This window comes from Cohnella zeiphila, assembly GCF_014212055.1.
GTDB classification, from domain to species: Bacteria; Bacillota; Bacilli; order Paenibacillales; family Paenibacillaceae; genus Cohnella; species Cohnella zeiphila.
In genome coordinates, this window is record NZ_JACJVO010000028.1 from 118,505 (window position 1) to 137,537 (window position 19,033).

18 protein-coding genes are annotated in these 19,033 nt (G+C 58.8%); 16 read left to right on the forward strand and 2 right to left on the reverse strand.

The window, feature by feature from the left end; genetic code table 11:
• Positions 1 to 12 precede the first annotated feature (12 nt).
• From H7C18_RS22220 to H7C18_RS22285, 14 genes are all read left to right on the forward strand, one after another.
• Positions 13 to 810, forward strand: a complete 798-nt coding sequence (locus H7C18_RS22220; protein WP_185131299.1) for a sugar phosphate isomerase/epimerase family protein — start codon at positions 13 to 15, stop codon at positions 808 to 810.
• Between the two features lie 161 nt (positions 811 to 971).
• Entirely contained in the window at positions 972 to 2,777 is a 1,806-nt protein-coding gene (locus H7C18_RS22225; RefSeq protein ID WP_185131300.1) for a sensor histidine kinase, read from the forward strand.
• Entirely contained in the window at positions 2,770 to 4,371 is a 1,602-nt protein-coding gene (locus tag H7C18_RS22230) for a response regulator transcription factor (RefSeq protein ID WP_185131301.1), read from the forward strand. The genes H7C18_RS22225 and H7C18_RS22230 overlap by 8 nt, the downstream gene beginning before the upstream one ends.
• A gap of 104 nt (positions 4,372 to 4,475) precedes the next feature.
• Positions 4,476 to 5,453, forward strand: a complete 978-nt coding sequence (locus tag H7C18_RS22235) for an ABC transporter permease (protein ID WP_185131302.1) — start codon at positions 4,476 to 4,478, stop codon at positions 5,451 to 5,453.
• 11 nt (positions 5,454 to 5,464) lie between these two features.
• Positions 5,465 to 6,400, forward strand: a complete 936-nt coding sequence (locus tag H7C18_RS22240; RefSeq protein WP_185131303.1) for a carbohydrate ABC transporter permease — start codon at positions 5,465 to 5,467, stop codon at positions 6,398 to 6,400.
• Between the two features lie 136 nt (positions 6,401 to 6,536).
• Positions 6,537 to 8,135, forward strand: coding sequence for an ABC transporter substrate-binding protein (locus H7C18_RS22245; RefSeq protein ID WP_185131304.1), 1,599 nt, complete (start codon positions 6,537 to 6,539; stop codon positions 8,133 to 8,135).
• A gap of 122 nt (positions 8,136 to 8,257) precedes the next feature.
• Positions 8,258 to 9,016, forward strand: coding sequence for a YheC/YheD family protein (locus H7C18_RS22250; protein WP_185131305.1), 759 nt, complete (start codon positions 8,258 to 8,260; stop codon positions 9,014 to 9,016).
• 78 nt (positions 9,017 to 9,094) lie between these two features.
• On the forward strand, positions 9,095 to 9,868 hold the full coding sequence (locus H7C18_RS22255; RefSeq protein WP_185131306.1) for a YheC/YheD family protein: 774 nt from the start codon (positions 9,095 to 9,097) through the stop codon (positions 9,866 to 9,868).
• Positions 9,869 to 9,960: 92 nt separating this feature from the next.
• Positions 9,961 to 10,650, forward strand: a complete 690-nt coding sequence (locus H7C18_RS22260) for a L,D-transpeptidase family protein (protein ID WP_420481879.1) — start codon at positions 9,961 to 9,963, stop codon at positions 10,648 to 10,650.
• 191 nt (positions 10,651 to 10,841) lie between these two features.
• Positions 10,842 to 11,288, forward strand: coding sequence for a divergent PAP2 family protein (locus tag H7C18_RS22265; protein WP_185131308.1), 447 nt, complete (start codon positions 10,842 to 10,844; stop codon positions 11,286 to 11,288).
• A 31-nt stretch (positions 11,289 to 11,319) separates the two neighbouring features.
• Positions 11,320 to 12,513 (forward strand): MGDG synthase family glycosyltransferase, encoded by a 1,194-nt coding sequence (locus H7C18_RS22270; protein WP_185131309.1) that lies wholly within the window; start codon positions 11,320 to 11,322, stop codon positions 12,511 to 12,513.
• Between the two features lie 30 nt (positions 12,514 to 12,543).
• Positions 12,544 to 13,233: a phosphatase PAP2 family protein gene (locus H7C18_RS22275; protein WP_185131310.1), complete on the forward strand. Its 690-nt coding sequence runs from the start codon at positions 12,544 to 12,546 to the stop codon at positions 13,231 to 13,233.
• A 16-nt stretch (positions 13,234 to 13,249) separates the two neighbouring features.
• Entirely contained in the window at positions 13,250 to 14,728 is a 1,479-nt protein-coding gene (locus tag H7C18_RS22280) for a sensor histidine kinase (protein ID WP_185131311.1), read from the forward strand.
• Positions 14,725 to 15,411, forward strand: a complete 687-nt coding sequence (locus H7C18_RS22285; RefSeq protein WP_185131312.1) for a response regulator transcription factor — start codon at positions 14,725 to 14,727, stop codon at positions 15,409 to 15,411. Before H7C18_RS22280 ends, H7C18_RS22285 begins: the two co-directional genes overlap by 4 nt.
• A gap of 12 nt (positions 15,412 to 15,423) precedes the next feature.
• Here the strand turns inward: H7C18_RS22285 and H7C18_RS22290 are convergent, their stop codons facing one another.
• Complete coding sequence (locus tag H7C18_RS22290) at positions 15,424 to 15,750, reverse strand: YnfA family protein (RefSeq protein WP_185131404.1); 327 nt, start codon at positions 15,748 to 15,750, stop codon at positions 15,424 to 15,426.
• A gap of 331 nt (positions 15,751 to 16,081) precedes the next feature.
• On the opposite strand from H7C18_RS22290, the gene H7C18_RS22295 reads away from it, so the two are divergent.
• Both H7C18_RS22295 and H7C18_RS22300 read left to right on the forward strand, forming a co-directional pair.
• Positions 16,082 to 16,828, forward strand: a complete 747-nt coding sequence (locus H7C18_RS22295; RefSeq protein WP_185131313.1) for an ABC transporter ATP-binding protein — start codon at positions 16,082 to 16,084, stop codon at positions 16,826 to 16,828.
• A complete protein-coding gene (locus H7C18_RS22300; protein WP_185131314.1) occupies positions 16,819 to 17,577 on the forward strand; it encodes an ABC transporter permease in 759 nt (252 codons plus the stop codon). Before H7C18_RS22295 ends, H7C18_RS22300 begins: the two co-directional genes overlap by 10 nt.
• Here H7C18_RS22300 and H7C18_RS22305 read toward each other — a convergent pair whose 3' ends face one another.
• Positions 17,578 to 18,918 carry an aminotransferase-like domain-containing protein gene (locus H7C18_RS22305; protein ID WP_185131315.1) on the reverse strand — a complete coding sequence of 447 codons (1,341 nt, stop codon included), beginning with the start codon at positions 18,916 to 18,918 and terminating at the stop codon, positions 17,578 to 17,580.
• Positions 18,919 to 19,033 lie beyond the last annotated feature (115 nt).

Below are 19,033 nucleotides of genomic sequence, written 5' to 3' on the forward strand. Positions count from 1 at the left end.
GTGAAACCGGAAATGGAATTGAAGCAGTTCAAAGCGCTATGGGGATTGGAAGGAACGTATGCCGAGCAGTTCGCCCGAATCGGCGAAGCCGGCTATGACGGCTTGGAGGCCCCCGCGCCTTCGGAGGACCGGGCGGAAGAGTTCTCCTCGCTCCTGGAGAAATACCGCCTCGAGTACATCGTACAGGTATTCGCCGCTACCGAAGCCGACTTCCGGGAGCAGGTGTCGTACGCGGCCCGCTTCAAGCCGCTCAAGATCGTGGCGCACAGCGCGCGGGACAGCATGCCGGAAGCCGAGCAGGACCGATTCTTCGCCGCCGCGCTGGAGACGGAAGCCCGCTACGGCATCCCGATCGGCCACGAATCGCATCGCCAGCGGGCGATGTTCACCCCATGGACGACGGCACGGCTGCTGAAACGATTTCCGGAGCTGAGAATTACGGCCGATTTCAGCCACTGGATGAACGTCTGCGAGTCGCACCTGGAAGATCAGAAAGAGAACCTCGCGATCGCCGTCGAGCGCGCGATTCACATTCACGGCCGGATCGGATATCCGGAAGGACCGCAAGTCCCGCATCCCGGAGCGCCGGAATACCGAACCGAGCTCGAGCTGTTCCTCGGATGGTGGAAGGACATTCTCGCCCGTCAGGCGTCGGAAGGCGCGGCGTTCGCCACGTTCACGTCCGAATTCGGGCCTCCCGGCTACCTGCACACGCTGCCGTATACGCAATCGCCCGTCGCGGACTTATGGGAAGTCAACCGCTGGATGTCCGACCACGTGCAGGAACGTTTCGCCGGCTGGAAGCTGTAGCTCGTCCAAACCGCCTATCCCGTCCGAACGGGAAGGCGGTTTTGCCTACGGCAAGCCCGGTCGGGAACCGTATGCAAGCTCACCTCGACCGTTCCTCATAAACCCTCGCCAAACAGTCGAATGCAGGATGAACCAAGCGGCATAGACACGGAGGATCGATTATGTTCAGACGTTCGATCAAGTCGCAGCTGATCATCTGCTTTTTCGTCCTCATGCTGCCGGTAGACGCCTTTCTGATCGTCAACAACGGTTACGCCAAAGACGTCGTTCGGCTTAAAGTTTCGGAGACTTACCGCAATACGCTGGACATCTTCGTCGGCCAAACCGATCGCAATCTGCAGCAGATCAACGATTATTTGTACAAGATGTCCGTCCTCGATTCGGACGCCGGCCTTCTCATGTCTTTTCCGTACGGCAGCGACAACTACGTTCTGACCAAGATCCGGCTGCAGAACAAGCTGAACCGGGATATCGGCTTTTACAACTTGATCGACACGATCTTCCTCTATCGGGAGAACGATATCATCTTCAGCACGACCGCTCCCAACGCCGACAAGTACCGCTCGACCCAGCAGCTGCTGAAAAAGGACGTCCGGCAATTCGTGGATCAAGCGGTATCGGATCAGATGCTCGCGCAGGACAAATGGATGCTCTGGCACGACGATCTCGTGGCCGGCTCCGACTTCCTGCTGAAGCTGTCGGAAGTGTCGCCCGGGCTCTACATGGGCGCCATGATCCGAGTCGCCGATATTCTCGATCTTCTTTCCATTCAATGGGATTACGGCGGCATCGGGGAAGGAGCGATCTACCGTCAAGACGGCGACCGGCTGCGCGAACGGCTCGGCGTTCCGAAGCAGGAGAGCGGAGAGGGCGTGGCGCTGGATCAGGTGCGGCTTCAAGAGGGGCGCTATCAGACCGTAACGGACAAGAAGAGCGGGAAGCGTTACCTGCTGATGAATCGCCCAAGCGGCATGGCGGACGTCACCGTCAGCATTCTCGTGCCCGAGAGCTACTTGCTGCAGGGGCTTTCGTATTTCCAGAAAGTGATCTACTTCGTCGAGTTCGGCATCGTGTTTATCTTCGCGCTGTATTTGTTCTTTATCCGGAGAATGGTGTTCAAGCCGCTGCAGCAATTGATCGTCGGCATGAAGAAGCTGTCGCGCGGGATGCTGGACGTGCGGATCAAGACGAACCAGAACGAGGAGTTCATTTTCCTGGCGAATACGTTCAACAATATGGCCGAACAGATCAAAACGCTCAAGATCGGAATGTACGAAGAACAGCTGCGGGCGCAGAAGATGGAGTTCAAGCAGCTCCAAGCCCAGATCAACCCGCATTTTTACGCGAACAGTCTGAACATCATTTATAATTTCGCAGCGCTGAAAGATCACGATTCCGTGAAAAGGATGGCGCTTCACCTGGCGGATTATTTCCGGTTCATCATGCGGGTGAATCGGGATTCGATCAGCTTGGGCGAGGAAATGAGACACATCGAGAACTACATCGAAATCCAGAAATTCCGCTTCCCGAACAAGCTGAGCTGTTCGGTCGACGTACCCGATCATTTGCAAGCGCTTCAACTCCCGACGCTGTCGCTGCAGCCGTTCGTCGAGAACGCCATCATCCACGGATTCGTCAACCGCCGCAAGCCGTTCCTCGTCGAGATCGTCGGAAGGCAGTTCTCGGACGGACGGCAAAGCTTCCTGGCGCTGACGATTCGGGACAACGGGGCCGGCTTCGCGCCGGACGTGCTGGAACGGCTTAACGATCGCGCTCCGCTGCCGCAGACGGAGTCGAGCCGGCTCGGCATCATGAACGTCGTGCAGCGCCTGCAGCTGCGTTACGGAGAGGCGGCCGCGATCGAATTCGGGAACCAAGGCGAGGAAGGCGGCGCGGCCGTCCTGATCCGCCTCCCGCTTGGCGAAGAAGCGGGAATTCAACCGGAAGGAGAGGTTGCCCATGTATAATCTGCTCGTCGTGGACGATGAGGAAGTGGCTATCCGCGGCATCGCGGAGGGAATCGATTGGTCGGCGCTGCCGCTCGCCCATATTTTTACCGCGTACGACGCCGAAGAGGCGCGCCGGATCCTCGGCGAGCATCCGATCCACGTGATGATCTCGGACATCGATATGCCCCAAGAGAACGGCATCGAGCTGCTTGCCTGGGCGAACGTCCACTCTCCCCAGACGAAGACGATCTTTCTGACCGGACACGCCGATTTCAAATACGCCCAGCAGGCGGTGCATTTGTCGGGCTTCGACTATATGCTGAAGCCGATCGACCACGCCCTGCTCAGGCAAGCGGTCGAGAAGGCGCTGGACGAGGTGGCCGGCCGGGAGGAGGAGGAATCGCTGCGCCGAACGTACGAATTCTATTACGATCAGTGGAATCGTCAGCTTCCGCTGCTGGTCGAGAGGCTGTGGCAGGACGTGCTCAACCTTCGCCTCCCCGCTACCGAAGAGCAATTGCTGCCGGCGTTCGCGCTCTACGGCTTGAAGCTCGGGATGTCGTCCGCCATCGTTCCCGTTCTGATCAGCATCGAGGAATGGAAGCAGGAGTGGAGCGCGCGCGACGAAGAGATCATGACCTACGCGCTGAAGAACGCCGCGGCCGACATTCTGCTGCGAGACCGCGAGGGGCATATCGTGCAGGAGCAGAACGGGATGCTGTTCGCTCTGCTGTACGATGCGGACGAGGATGTAGAGGAGCTGGCGGAGCGCTGCCGGGAATATATTCGCAAGTGCTCCGAGTATTTGTACGGAATCGTATCCTGTTACATCGGCGAGCCGGTCACGGCCGGCGGGCTGCGGCAGGCCGTCCGGCAGCTGTCGGAGATGGAGCGCGGGAACGTCAGCAGGATGGGCGCCGTGCACCGGAAGGCCCCCGATGCCAAGCCGAAGCGGATGCAGGCGAACGTTCCCGATCTCGAAGAGTGGGGAGAGCTCGTCTTGCAAGGAAAAAAGCGCGAGGTGCTGGACCGGATCGAGCAGCTGTTCGACCGCCTTCAGCAGGAGGAAGCCGATCGCGACTACTTGTCCCGCTATTATTTTGGAATGATCCATATCGTCTATCAATTGCTGCAGAAGAAGAATCTATCGCCGGCGGAGTTATACGGGCAAGGAGAGTGGGAGAACGGGGTTCAAGCGATGAAATCGCTCGGCGCGATGAAGGCGTGGTCGATGAGATTGCTCGGAAGCGCCGCGGATTACATGGACGGGCAGGGCATGATGATGTCCCAGACCGTCGTGAAGGTCCGGCAATTTATCGACGATCATCTTCATCTCGATCTCAACCGGGAATCGATCGCCGAGCAGGTCTACTTGAACCCGGCCTACTTGTCCCGGCTGTTCCGCAAGGAGACGGGCTTATCGCTGACCGACTACATGGTCGACCGCAGAACGTCCCAAGCGAAAGTCGAGCTTGCCCGCACCAATAACAAGATCAGCGATATCGCGAGCTCGGTCGGCTACTGCAACTTCTCGCACTTCTCGAAGCTGTTCAAGAAGATGACGGGATTGACGCCTCAGGAGTATCGCAAGAGGCATCAAGACGTCACGTAACCAAGTCACGAGACCGTTAAAGAGGTCACGACGGCGTTAGAGGACGGGGCCCGATTTTCCTACAATAAGAGCGAGGGAGTTGAGAAGAAGGAGGGAGAGGCATCATGGCGAATTCGGCCGCGGAAGCGATTACGGCGGCTCGCGCTCCGGAGGCCAAACGGCGCAAATGGACGCTGCTGAGGACATTTCGGGTGTATTGGATGTTTTATTTGATGCTGCTGCCGGGAGTCGCGCTGCTGGTTCTCAACAACTACTTGCCCATGTTCGGCATCGTGATCGCCTTCAAGAACATCAACTACACGGACGGGATTCTGGGCAGCCCGTGGGTCGGCTTGCGCAACTTCGAGTACCTGTTCAAGACGTCGGACGCCTGGATCATTACGAGAAACACGCTGGCTTACAATTCGGTGTTCATCGCGATCAACATGGTCATTCCGCTCGCGATCGCCATCATGCTGAACGAGATCAAGAACCGTTTTATCGCCAAGACGCATCAGACGATCATGTTTCTGCCGTATTTTCTATCGTATATCGTCATCAGCTACCTCGTATTCGGTTTTCTCAGCGACGAGCACGGCTACCTGAACGGCACGCTGCTCCCGGCGCTCGGGCTCGATCCGGTGCGATGGTACTTCACGAAGGAAGTGTGGCCGTTCCTTCTGACGATCGTCAATACGTGGAAAGGAATGGGCTATTACACCGTCATTTATATGGCCGCCATCATCGGCATCGACGAGGAGCTTTACGAAGCCGCGACCATCGACGGCGCCAGCCGGTTCAAGCAGCTGACAAGCATTACGGTGCCGCTCATTATGCCGATCATCATGATCATGATGCTGCTGCAGATCGGCCGGATCTTCAATGCCGACTTCGGGCTGTTCTTCCAGGTGACCCGCGACTCGGGCGTGCTCTTCCCGGTGACGAACGTCATCGATACGTACGTTTATCGCACGTTCCTGACCGTCGGGGATATCGGCTTGTCCTCCGCTGCGGGGCTGCTGCAGTCGGTTGTCGGATTCGCGCTCGTGTTCTTTTCGAACTACGTCGTGCGATCCTTCAATAAAGATAACGCGCTTTTCTAGGAGGGAAACTTATGGAGACAGCAGCGGAGAAGGTTCTGTCCGGGTCCAATCCGAAAAATCGGCTTCCTTCCGCGGCATCGCTTTGCATCCACGTTTTTTTCGTCCTGTATTCGCTCTTCTGCATCATTCCGATCGTGCTGATCGTATCGGTGTCGATCTCCAACGAGAATTCGGTCGTCCGGGAAGGCTACAAGTTCATTCCTTCCGGATTCGATCTGGCGGCTTACCGTTTCCTGCTTCACGATCTGCATCAGATCCTGAGGTCGTACGGCGTCTCGATCATCGTCACCGTCGTCGGAACGGCGCTCAGTATGATCATTATCGCCCTGTACGCGTATCCGATATCCCGCAGACAGTTCCCGCACGCGAAGTTCTTCACGTTCTTCGTCTTCTTCACGATGCTGTTCGGCGGCGGTCTCGTGCCTTGGTATCTCGTCTACGTCCAGATGCTCGACCTCAAGAATACGCTCTGGTCGCTCATCATGCCGCTCATCATGGCCCCTTTCTGGGTGCTGATCGTGCGTACGTTCTTCTCCACGACCATCCCGGGAGAAGTGCTGGAATCGGCGAAGATCGACGGGGCGGGCGAGCTACGCATCTTCATCCGGATCGTGCTGCCGCTCTCCATGCCGGTCATGGCGACCGTCGCGCTGTTCCAGACGCTTACGTATTGGAACGACTGGTTCCTCAGTCTCGTGTTCATCACGAACGACAACAATATATCGGTTCAATATTTGCTCTATAAGATGCTCGCCAACATTCAATACCTGTCCAGCAACCCCACGGCGGCGGCGGAGATCGCGAAGGCGGGCGGCATGTTCAACTTCCCGAGCGAGACGGTCCGCATGGCGCTCGTCATCGTCGGCGTCGGGCCGATCATCTTCGCGTATCCGTTCTTCCAGAAGTACTTCGTGAAAGGGCTGACGGTCGGCGCGGTCAAAGGCTGACTTTGGCAAAAAGGTCACGTAAGCGATAACAAAGTCACGATTGCGTTAGAATGTTCGGAATATTCGGACTAAAATAAATTCGCTGGCTGAATATGCCATGCCAGTGAAAATGTGGCTAAGGGAGGTCATTTCGCTTATGAAGCAAATGAAGAAAAAAGCCTCGATCGTTCTTCTTCTCGGCATGACCACATCGCTCGTGCTGTCGGCCTGCGGAGGCGGGAACAACGGCAATAACGGCAGCTCCGGCGGCAGTCCGAGCGGCAGCGCAGGCGGCAGCGCAAGCGCAAGTCCGTCCGCGTCGCCCTCCGACAGCGGAGGCAGCAAGGCAAGCGGCGATTCGTCCACGGCGAGCGTGGCGGCCGATCTGAAGCCGTACAAGCTGAAAGTCGTGTACGAGGGGCCGCCGCAGCCGGACGAGAAAAAAGTGGAAGATGCGATGAACAAGATTTTGACGGAGAAGATCAACGCGACGATCGACCTGATTCCGATCGACTGGGGCGTCTGGGACGACAAGATGAACCTGATGATCGCTTCCCGCGAGCCGGTCGACGTGCTGTTCACCGCCCAATGGAACGGCTATTCCAAGAACGTGGCGAAAGGCGCCTATCTGGATCTCGGCGATCTGCTCAAGCAATACGGCCAGGGCATCATCGATTCGCTGGATCCGGCTTTCCTGGAAGGCTCGAAGATCAACGGCAAAAACTACGGCATCCCGACGAACAAGGAGCTGGCGTTCGCGGGGGGACTCGTCTACCGCAAGGACATCGCCGACGAGCTCGGCCTGGATATGAGCCAGGTGAAGAAGCCGGAAGATTTGGACGCCATCTATAAAACCGTCAAGGAGAAAAAGCCGGACATGATTCCGCTCTACATGATGGGCGGCTCGCTGGTCGGCCAGCTGACGGAGTTCGACTCGCTCGGCGACGGCACCATTCCGGGCGTCATCGAGAAAGAAAAGACGGATACGACCGTGAAGCTGGCGCAAGATTTCGACGTTTACAAGCGAATGGTCAACATTACGCGCGATTATTACCAGAAAGGCTATATCAATAAGGACGCGGCCACGACCCAGCTTTCGGAAGGCGACGCCTTCAAGGCCGGCAACGTCTTCTCGGCCATCCAGCCGCTCAAGCCCGGCAAAGACGCGGAATTGGCGGCCGCAGCCGGTCTGCAGAACAAGCTGACGGAAATCTATTTCACCGGCAAGACCGTCTCCACCAGCGAAACGGCGGGCGCCATGCTGGCCATCTCCTCCACCTCCGGAGACCCGGCGAGGGCCATGATGTTTATCAACCTGCTTCATACGGACAAAGAGCTGGTCAACTTGATCAACTTCGGCATCGAAGGCGTTCACTACACGCTGAACGGGGACGTGATGACGCCGACGGCGCAAGCGGCCAACTACTCTCCCGGCGTCGCCTGGGAGCTGGGGAACCAGTTCCTGAACCACGTATGGGATTCGGAAGCGCCGGACAAATGGGATCAGTTCCGCCAGTTCAACGAAGGCGCCATCAAATCCCCCGGCCTCGGCTTCGTATTCGACAGCGAGCCCGTCAAAGCCGAAGTCGGCGCTCTCGCCAACGTGATCAAGCAATACGGGGCCGCGATCGAGACCGGCTCGGTGGATCCGGACAAGATGCTGCCGGAATACGTATCCGCCCTCAAAGCGGCCGGCGTCGACAAAGTGATCGCCGAGAAGCAGAAGCAGTTCGACGCGTTCCTGGCAAGCAAGTAATCGCGGTTTTCGACGGCTTCGCCGGAAAACGTTTTTCCGGTTCGGGCGCATGCCCCTGGGCAGGCGTGGTGACAGGCTCTCTTGTCCTCCGCATATGCTGGGGGCAGAGGCGGTGAAGCTCAGTGGCGAAGTATAAAAGCTATTCGATCGGCAGCAAGTGGACCAAAACGAAGTGGCTGCTGGAACGGCAGGATCTGCAGGAATATATTCCCGAGACGAAGCTGTTCGACAAAACGAATCTCGAAGAGATGCTGATCATGTATCCCGTCGTGTACTTCAAGCCCGTAAGAGGGTGGGGCGGCTCGAATATCGTTCGGATCCTGAAGACGGAGGAAGGGTACCGGACCCGATCGAACGCGGGGCAAGACGATTGGCCCACCCCGGATTCTTTGTACGAGGAGCTGGATCGGCTGGCCAAGACCAGGCCGTATCTGCTGCAGAAGGGCATCGACTTGGCAAGAACGAAGGGGATGCCGTTCGACCTTCGGGTCATGGTGCAGAAGTCCAGTCGGGGCACATGGAAGAGCACCGCGATATTCGCGAAGATCGGCAAGCCCGGCAAGGTCGCCACGAATTACAATCAGGGAGGCAAACTCGGCTTCCTGAAGTCTACGCTGAGCGGCGCCGGCTACGGTCCTTCGCGAATCGGCCGAACGAGAAGCGAACTGGAACGAATGGGCGTCGAGGTAGGCAAATGCTTTGACGGCCACAACAAGGGGTTTCGCGAATTGGGACTGGATATCGGTCTGGATCCGGACGGCAAGCCTTGGATTCTGGAGGTGAATACGCGCCCGCAATTTTATCCGTTAAAGCATTTCAAGGATCAAACGGTATACCGGCGGATCCTCTCGTACGCCAAGCAATATGGAAGAACGCGCTAGTTCTTCCCGCTATATTTCCACGGAGGTCTACAGCGCAGGAGCCGTTCGCCGAATATATTGTCCCGGGAGGGATAATAGATGGCGAACGGCTCCAAGCACATCGGAAGCAAATGGAAGAAGACGAAGGCTATCTTGCAAGACGGCCGCGTCCGCCCTTACGTACCGGCAACCCGAATCATGTCCGCGAAATCGCTTTACGACATGCTCAGAAAGTACTCGATGGTTTATGTCAAGCCCGTTTCGGGAACGTATGGGAACGGAGTCGCCCGGGTCGAGCGGACCAACCGCTCCTACAAGTATCAGTTGGGCATGCAAGTCCGGACGTTTCCCGGCTTCGATGAGATGTACGGATCGCTTAACAAGCGGAAAGCGAAACGGCAGTACCTCGTGCAGCGAGGAATACATCTATTGAAGCACAACGGCCGGCCTTTCGATATTCGGGTCATGGTCCAACGGAATTCGAAGCGGGAATGGGAGACGACCGGGATCATCGCAAGAATCGCTGGAAGGGGCAAGATCGTAACGAATTACCATAACGGCGGCACGCCCACGGATCTCGACCGGCTTCTGTCGTCGAAGCTTGGCCGCGCCGGAACGTCCCGTTTTACCGGCCTGCTGGCCAGAATCGGCAAACAATCCGCGTCCGCTCTTGCCAGAACGTATCCCGCCGTCGATTCGGTCGGCGCCGATATCGGCGTCGACAAGCAATACCGGCCGTGGATCCTGGAGCTCAACACAAGTCCGGATCCGTATATTTTCAGACATCTCAGGGATCGGCGCGTCGCACGGAAAGTGCTCCGGTTCGCCAGAGGGCTCGGAAGAATCAAGGCGAAAGGGAAGAAGCGCCGGTAAACCGGGATCCTCCCGGGAATAGAAGAAGCCGAACGCAGGACAAACTAACGCGTATTCCATTTTAACGACTTGAATACGGGTGAATGATTGAAATGCGGCGATTTCTGGTTCGAATCGTTCAGACGATTCTGATATCGGCTTTGATCCTTGGCGCCGTTCCTAGACCGGCGGGAGCCGATCCGTCTCTTCCGATCGTGAAGGATAACGGGTTAGTTACGATCGAAGTCTATCCGCTGAAGCACAAGCTGGTCGTCCTGCTGGACCACCTTCCCTATCGGACTTTCTCCGTCGCGGTCGGCAATCCGGATACGCCGACTCCCGTCGGGGAGTATCTGGTCATCTACAAAGGGAAAAATTGGGGTCCCTCTTTCGGCTCCCGGTGGATCGGCCTTAACGTACCGTGGGGAACCTACGGCATTCACGGAACGAACAGGCCGTACTCCATCGGACAGCACGCCAGCCACGGCTGCATCCGGATGAGGAACCGGGACGTCGAGGAACTGTACGAGATGGTTCCGGTCGGAACCAAGGTCACGATCCACGGTCACGTGCTGGGCGAGGCGAACCGCGAGCCAAGGGTCGTCGCGGAAGGGGACGTCGGCGCCGAGGTGCAGCTGATCCAGAACCGGCTGCAGAGCGCCGGTTACTTCCATGGCGAGTGCAACGGGAAATTTCGGTTTTCGACGACGGCCGCGATCAAGAAGTTCCAGAAGGAGAACGGGCTCGTTCCCGACGGGATCGCGACGTTGGAGGTTTACGAGAAGCTGGGTCTCATCGAATAGCGGGAATGCCCGGAAAGCCGCGAGCGATCGCGGTTTTTTTGCGTTTTCATCAAGGAATGCGGCTTGATGCCGCGCTTAAGAATCATTTAAGAACATGTTAACGAGTGCTTTATGATTGTTCGGTACATTGGGGAAGAACCGCCGCCGATCCCGCCGGCGCGATCATTCCGCAAGCAAGGAGCGTTGCCGTCATGTCCGTCCTGTTGAACTATCCGCTGCTCGCGGCATTGACCGCCATCGTAGCCGCCCAATTCGTCAAAGTTCCGATTTTCTATCTGGCGAAGGGACGATGGGCGCCCGGGCTCGCCTTCGGCACCGGAGGAATGCCGAGCTCGCATTCGGCGGCCGTCGCTTCCATGGCAACGGCCGTTGCGCTCCGTCAAGGCTTCTCGTCGCCGGAATTCGCCATCGCCGCCGTCGTCTGCGCCATCACGATGTATGATGCCGCCGGTATTCGCCGGCAGGCCGGGATGCACGCCAGCGCGATCAACCGCATGCTTCTGGCGGTGCCCGAGCTTCAGGCCGGCAGCCCGGAACGGCAGACGCTGAAGGAGCTGCTCGGACATCGTCCGGCCGAAGTTCTGATCGGCGCGCTGCTCGGCATCGCGATCGGCTTCCTGTTCGATTGGCTGGCATAAGGATCATTTCAAAACGGGCAGGTGAGCCTCGGTGTCCAAAGGATCGGCCAAAATCGTCATTCTGTTCGCCCGCTTCGGCGACGGCCACTATCAGGTGGCGAAAGCATTGCAGCAGCAGTTCGAATCGCAAGGCATCCGTGACGTCGTCCTTTTCGATCCGTTCGGGGAATCTTATCCCGCTCTCAATAGATGGTTGCAAGCCGTGTATTACGCAAGCACGTCGCATCTGCCCCATGCATACGGATGGGGTTACGGGCTGCTGGACCGGATGAACCCCGGTTCGCCTCTGGGACACTGGCTTCATTCGCTCGGGTCGGCCAAGCTGGAGGAACTTCTGAAGGAGATGCGGCCCGACGCGGTCGTGCAGACGTTCCCCTTGCTGACGATGTCTCATCTTCGGCGGTACGCCGGTTATCGGATTCCGACGTTTACCGTGCTGACGGATTACGTTCTGCACGCTCGCTGGATTCATGAGGAGACGGATCTTTATTTCGTAGCCTCCGAGGAGCTGAAGCAGGAGCTGAGCGGCCGCGGCGTCCCGGCCGACCGCATCCGCGTCAGCGGCATCCCGATCCGCCCGAGGTTTCGGGAACGGGCGCTTTGGGAGAACCTAAGAAACAAAGCCGCGAATGAAGTCCGCCGGAAGCCGAACCAGGTGCTCGTCATGGCCGGGGCGTACGGCGTGACGGGGGCCGTCGGCGGGATGGTGCAATCCCTTCTCGAAGAAGACGGGATCGTCGTCTCGCTCGTCTGCGGACGGAAGCGAAAGCTGGAGCGCCAGATGATCCGGCTGTTCGGGGACAATCCGCGAGTCCGGATCTTCGGCTATGTGGAACAGATCGAACGGCTCATGTCCGAATCGTCGTGCCTCGTGACCAAGGCGGGCGGGATTACGCTGTCCGAAGCGGCCGCGATGCGATTGCCCGTCGTCGTCTACCGGCCGATTCCCGGTCAGGAAGAGGGCAATGCCGTCTACTGGGCGGGCAAGGATGAGCTGCTTATCGCCCGCAACGGGGAAGAGCTGAGGCGGCAAACGGCCGAGCAGCTCCTCCGGCGGCGCTTCCGGCAAGCGGAGGGTCCGGCCGCGGACGGAGCGAATTCGTCGGGCCGCGTCGCGGGCGGCATTCTCGATTATCTTGCGGCTGCCGCCGAATCGCCGGAACGACTGCCGGTTGGCAGGCAGCGCGGCCTCAGGCGGCTGCTGCCGCTGCCCCGATCGCAGTAATTTTCCGAACTGAAGGAGATAGCTCCAGGCATGAAATTTTCGTTATCGTTTCGTCTTACGCTCGCCTTGCTGCTCAGCTTGATTTTTGCCGCGGGCTTCGGCGTCATCGCCGCGCTGATCGGGTTTCACCGGATTTCGGCGTTCGACCGGACGCTGATCGACTTCTGGCAGAGCCGGGAATCGGGCGGTTTGACCTCCGTCATGAAGTTTTTCACGAACATCGGTTCCGGATGGCCCGTCATCGTGATCGCGCTCGTTTGCATGGTGTATCTATACGGCGTTCTGAAGCATCGGCGGGAAGTGATCCTGTACCTGTTCGTGCTCGGGGGATCCGAAGTGCTGAACGTCGTGCTCAAATGGATTTTCCGCCGGGAGCGCCCGGACATCCATCGGCTCATTGCGGAGACCGGCTACAGCTTCCCGAGCGGCCATTCGATGGGAGCGTTCAGCCTGTACGGCGTGCTGGCTTATCTTCTGTGGAAGCACATACCGGCATGGTGGGGAAAAGTCATTCTTGTGCTGGCCAGCAGCGCGCTGATTCTGGCCATCGGCACGAGCCGCATTTACTTGGGCGTGCACTATCCGAGCGACATCCTCGGCGGCTATCTCGCCAGCGCGTTCTGGCTGAGCGCTTCGATCTGGATCTATCAAAGCGTGCGCGATTATGGTATACCCAAAGAAGCGGCCCGGGCACGAAAGGGGAAGCCGGGCCTTTCATAGCGGGGAGAGGCGAACCATGTCCATTCGAATGAGGCTCATCTGGTCGTACGCCGCGATGCTGGTCGTGCCGCTCGTCGTCATCCTGCTGACGGCGCTGCTGCTGGCGGTCGTCTCGGGCGGCGACTTTCAATATTATAAAAAGCTGTACTTCTCCACGGCGGAGCAGTTCGACTTCGACGACCAGTACCGCCTTCTAAGAGAGATCAAGCGGGCGACGGAACGCAATCCGCAGGTTTTGTCCGACTCCGAATTTTTGAAGGAGATCGAGACGGGGCTGCAAAGCGTCCATTCCGGACTCGTCATCCGCCAAGGCGGGCAGTTGACGTACGTATCCGACACGCTGCGCGGCGACGAGAAGCTTGCGCAATCGCTTCCTCCTTTCGAGAGAGCGGGAATTCGGGACCATGCCCTCCAAATCACCGAAAACAATAAAATCGTGCTGTTTTTCCAATACGATTACTTGGCGCCCGACGGTTCGAACGTTTCCGCGTTCATCGTGACCCGAACGGACCCGTTCGTCTATTGGATTCGGGAGGCGTTCCCGATCTTGTTCACGGTGCTGATCGTCATTCTCGTTCTGACGCACTTGCTGCTCACCTACTTCGTCTCCCGCAGCATCATCCGCCCTCTGCGTACGCTTCGCGGGGCGGCCATGAGCATCAAGAACGGGGATCTGGACTTCGAAGTGGACATGAACGGCAGGGACGAGATCAGCCAGCTCGGTCAGGCGTTCGAGGAGATGCGCGTTCAGCTCAAGCACTCGATCCGCCTGCAGCTTCAGTACGAGGAGAATCGCAAGGAACTGGTGTCGAACATCTCCCACGACCTGAAGACGCCGATTACGACCATTCGGGGTTACGTGGACGGTTTGATGGACGGAGTCGCCGACTCGCCGGAGAAGTCGGCGAAGTATATGCAGACGATCGCCGACAAAGCGGAGGAGATGGACCGGCTCATCGACGAGCTGTTCCTGTATTCGAAGCTGGACCTGAGGAGCATTCCGTTCAACTTCGAGCCGGTCCGGCTGCGGGAGTTTATGGAGGACTGGTCGGACGAGATGAAGTTCGATCTGGAGAAAGCGGGCATTGCCTGGAGCGAGACCATCCGGCTGCGCGATTCCGATACGGTGCTGATGGACCGCGACAAATTCAAGCGGGTGCTCGGCAACGTCATCCAGAACAGCCGCAAGTACATGGACAAGGCGGACAAGCGCATCGCCTTGCGCACGCTTGCCTCGGACGGCAAAGCGGTGATCGAGATCGAGGATAACGGGCAAGGCATCGAAGCCGAAGCGCTGGGATCGATCTTCGAGCGGTTCTTCCGGGCGGAGCAATCCCGCAATTCCGGCAGCGGAGGAAGCGGGCTGGGTCTTGCGATCGCCAGGCAGATCGCGCTGGGGCACGGCGGAACGATCGAGGCCGCCAGCGAATTCGGGCAAGGAACGACCATTCGAATCATTCTGCCGCTGGCGGACGGAGAGAAGGGACAGCGATGAAAAAAATATTGATCGTCGAAGACGAGCGGCTGATCGCGGAATTGCAAAGGGATTATCTGGAGATGAGCGGTTACGGGGTCGAGATTGCCGACAACGGGGAGGTCGGCCTGGAGCTGGCGCTTCAAGAAGACTTCGACCTCGTCATTCTGGACTTGATGCTGCCGAAGAAGAACGGCTTCGATATTTGCCGCGAGCTGCGCGCGAAGAAGGACATCCCGATTCTGATGGTCACCGCCAAAAAGGAAGATATCGACATGATCCGCGGCTTGGGACTGGGGGCGGACGATTATATGACGAAGCCGTTCAAGCCGGCCGAGCTCGTCGCCCGGGCCAAGGCGCATCTGACCCGCTACGAACGGCTGGTCGGCAGCAAGGAGCGGCGGAACGAAGTCCGGATCCGCGGCTTGCTGATCGATGCGGACGCGCGCCGGGTATTCAAGAATAAACAGGAGATCGTGCTGACGACGAAGGAGTTCGACCTTCTCTACTTCCTGGCCACCCATCCGAACCGCGTGTTCAGCAAGGACCAGCTGTTCGAGCTGCTATGGGGATTCGACGCGACGGGAGACACCCAGACCGTCACCGTTCATATCCGCAAGCTGAGGGAAAAAATCGAGGCGACGCCGGCCGATCCGCAGTGGATCGAGACGGTGTGGGGCGCCGGATACCGGTTCAAGCTGTAACCGTCGGGATCCCTAATTTCTCGGCGCCCACAGCATGACGGACACGCCGACGATGCAGATCGCCGCTCCCAGCCAGTCGTACCCGTCGGGAGCCTTCTTGTCGACCAGCCATCCCCATAGCACCGCGAGAACCACGAACACGCCGCCGTATGCGGCATAGACGCGCCCGAACGAAGGGAATTTTTGCAGCGTCGGAATGATGCCGTACACGATCAGGACAAGGGCGCCGGCGATTCCGAACCAGAGAGGCTTTGACTCGCGCAGCCACAACCAGATCAGATAGCCTCCGCCGATCTCGGCGAGTCCGGCAAGCGTAAAAATGACGATGGCCAGAAGCATGTGCGTCTCCTCCTTGAGCAGTCCGTCCCTACTTGCAACCATGCGGAAGATGCTCCTATATTAGGTTTGAATAGCGCTGTTGTCAATTTTCGGCGAAATCGGCAGGGAACCGCCGTCTGATTGTAATCTTTCTGATTTGGAACCGTTTCTATGATATAATGTCGTCATCCGCGGCATCCGCCGTGTCCCGCCCGTTGAGATACTTGCGGAACGTTCGGATGGTCAAACGGCGCAACGTTCCGATTCCGGAGGCGTCCCGAACGCTTCTTTTTGTCATGCCAGTTTCTGTGCATCGCTGCCAACTGATAGGTTCGGAGAGGAGGAACGTTCCATGGAGCCGATCCTCGCATTGGATCGCCTGTCCAAATCGATCCCGGAATCGGGGAGAAGCTTGTTCGCGAACGTGAGCGCGCAAGTCGCGGCGGGAGACCGGATCGCCGTTCTGGGCGCTTCCGGGCAAGGGAAGAGCACGCTGCTCAAGGTGCTGTCGCTGCTGGTCGGCGCCGACCGGGGCGATATTCGGCTCGAGGGCAAATCGTTCGAACAATGGGAGCCGAAGGATTGGCGCTCGAAGGTCGTCTACTTCTCCCAGCAGCCGTATATGCTTCCGGGGACGATCGAATCGAATATGACCGCCGTCAGCAGGCTTCATCGCCGGGAATTCGATCGGAGACTGGCGGAGGAGCTGCTCTCCAAGCTGGGATTGGGCCGCTTGGACTGGAGCAAGGAGGCCGAAACCTTGTCCGGAGGCGAGAAGCAGAGAGTCGCCTTGGCCCGAGGTCTGCTGCTGAAGCCCGACATCCTGCTGCTGGACGAAACGACGGCTTCCTTGGACGCGAACAGCAAGGCGCTCGCGGAGGAGACGCTCCTCGAATGGCACCGGCGGGAAGGCAGCGCGGCAATATGGGTGACCCACGACCCGGAGCAAGCCCGCCGAATGTCCGAGCGGATCTGGTTCTTGTCGGACGGCAAGCTGCAGGAGGATACGGCGGCCGAATCCTTTTTCGAGCATCCCGTCACCGCCGCCGCGCGCGCCTATTTGCGGTTGCCGGAGGGAGGACCGTCTTCATGTCCCTGACGGCTCTCGGGTTTACGCTTGTGTTTGTCGCCGTCGCCCTGTTTATCTCCATGTGGCAGAAGCTGGGGCTGGAAAAGGACCTGTTCGTCGGAACGATCCGGTCCGCCGTGCAATTGCTTGCCGTCGGCTATGTGCTCCACTTCGTTTTTCGTTCCGACCGTCCGCTCGTCGTCATCCCGATTCTATGGATCATGATCGCCGTCGCGACATGGAATGCCGCCAAAAGAGGAACAGGCCTGCGCCGCGTCTGGCTGCGGATCGGAATCTCCATCTTCGCGACCGAGTTCGTTACGATGGGGCTGCTGCTGGCGCTCGGCATTATTCCGCTCTCGGCCCAGTACGTCATCCCGATCAGCGGCATGACGATCGGCAACGCCATGGTCGTGTCCAGCTTATTCCTCAACCAGATGAAGCGGGAGATCGCTTCGGCCAGAGGAGAGGTGGAGACGCTGCTGTCGCTCGGAGCGACCCCACGGCAGGCGATCCACGACCTGCTGAAAAGAGCGGCGAAATCCAGCATGATCCCCACGATCGACGGGATGAAAACGGTCGGGATCGTCCAGCTCCCGGGGATGATGACCGGCATGATCGTCGCGGGAGCGAGTCCGTTGGAAGCGGTCCGATATCAGATTCTGATCATGTTCGCGTTCGCTTCTTCCGCGGCCTTGACGAGCATTCTGCTCAGCATGCTGACCTACCGCCTCTGGTTCACGAAGCGGCACGCCCTGGACGGGAACGGCGCGCTTTGATTATGTCCGGTTCATTCGCCGGATCTCCTCGAAGACGGCGGCGATCCCCGCGTCGATGCCCGATTCCTCCACGCGCGTCACGCTGAGCTGCAGGAAAGAACGCTTCGCAAACCCGGGCAGGAAGCACGCGTCTCCCCCCTTGACCACAATCTTCCGGCGGGCGAGGCGGTCGACCAGCGCCGGGAGACGATACGAGTCCGGAAGGACGAGATGGGTGTGCGTTCCGGCTTCGACCCGCGGGTAACTTACGTCCGGCGCATCGCAACAGGCATCGAGGGCGCGGTTCAGCCGCTGCAGCCTGCCGCGGTAAGTGGCCGATATTTTGCGCTTGCGCCGCGCGAACATGCCGCTCTGGATATATAGCTCCAGCGCCGCCTGCGAGAGCATCGAGCTGTCGATATCGGAGAACCGCTTGTGCAAGCCGAACGTCTTCCGCAGTTCCGGAGGAAGAACCGCCACTCCGACGCGCAGCCCCGGGAACAGCATTTTGGAATAGCTCTTCACATAGACGACGCGGGAGGATCCGTACGCATAGATCGGATCCGACTTCGGATCGGTCTCCAGATCCGCCAGATAATCGTCTTCCACGACGTAAACCCCATAGCGTTCGGCCAGCTCGGCGATCGCTTTTTTGGTGCGGGTGTCGTAGGAGGTGCCAAGCGGATTCTGAAACCGGGGAATCGTATAGAAAAACTTGATGTCCCCGGTCTTAAACAGCGACTCCAGCTCGTCAAGATCGATTCCGCGATCCGAACGGGCGATGCCCGCTACGGGAACGCCGTGCAGCTGAAGCAGTTCGAGGAACAGCTGATACGTCGGCTGCTCCACCAGAACGGTTCGCTTGCCGCTCGGGAACGGCATGATGGACAGGATCGACAGCGCCTGCTGGACGCCGGAGGTGATCGCCAGCCGGTCGGAGGGCGCGAACACCTGATAGGAGGCCAGGTGCTTGCTGAGCACCGACAGCAGGGAAGGAAGCCCTTGAGACGTACCGTACGTAAACAGATAGCTGCGGTAGCGGTCGATCGCCTTGTTGATGCAATGCTGGAAGTCCAGGTACGGGAACAGATCCGGGTCCGGCGAGACCGAAGAGAAGTCCAGCGTTTCCGGCTGCGCCGGCGCTTCCTCCTGCTTGAGCTGGACGGCGAAGTAGCCGCTCTGCGGGACGGAATAGAGCAGATGCCGTCTTTCCAGCTCCGCATACGCGCGAAGGACGGTGCTCTTGCTGCAGCCGTAGACGGCGGAAGCCTCGCGGATGGAGGGCAGCTTCTGACCGCCGCGCAGCCGGCCGTCTTCGATTCGTTGCTCGATCTCGCTCATCAGCTCTTCGTATTTCATCATCGCGGGTACGCTCCTTCGCCTTGTCTGTACCGGTACAGTTCGGGAATATTGGAGTGGAAGGAAGACGAAACTTCCCTTATGCTGGATTCAGAAGCCGGCCGGCTCGATCCGTCCC